Annotated in this window: 1 protein-coding gene; it reads right to left on the reverse strand. The window is 66.1% G+C overall.

Features of this window, described 5'->3' with window-relative positions; all coding sequences use genetic code 11:
- Positions 1-560: hydrolase (locus U4Z31_RS36955; protein WP_321812997.1), on the reverse strand; the 560-nt coding region annotated here is incomplete at its 3' end.
- Positions 561-564: the final 4 nt, after the last annotated feature.

The raw sequence follows: 564 nt of genomic DNA on the forward strand, positions 1-564 counted from the left end.
GCGCTGCGCGCCCAGTCGCGCTGCAGTTCGCAGAACAGCTGCGCGACGCTGATCATCTGGCCGCCGGCCTGCTCGATGCGGCGCAGCGCGGCTTCGTGCGCGGCGACCGACGTGCCGCCGACCGCGTCGACCACCACATAGACTTCGTAGCCGGCCTTCAGCGCGTCGAGTGCGGGGAAGGTCAGGCACGCTTCGGTCCACAGCGCGGTCATGATCAGTTTCTTGCGGCCGGTGGCCTCGACGGCCTTGCGGAACTCGACGTCTTCCCAGGAGTTGATGCTGGTGCGGTCGTAGGTCGGATAGCCTTCGAGCGCGGCGCGCAGCTGCGGGATCGGCGGCTTGTTCAGGCCGGTCTTCACGTTGACGGTCGAGTGGACGATCGGCAGGCCGTACGCGACCGCGGCCTTCGATGCGCCGACGATGTTGTTGATCAGCAGCTGGCGATCCATCGATGCAATCGAGTTCACCTGGACCGGCTGGTAGTCGATGACGATGAACGCCGCGTTCTGCGGGGTGAGCAGGTGGTCGTTCGCGGGATCGCGAATCGGTTCGCTTGCCATGGTT

The organism is Burkholderia sp. BCC1985 (assembly GCF_905339915.1).
Lineage (GTDB): Bacteria > Pseudomonadota > Gammaproteobacteria > Burkholderiales > Burkholderiaceae > Burkholderia.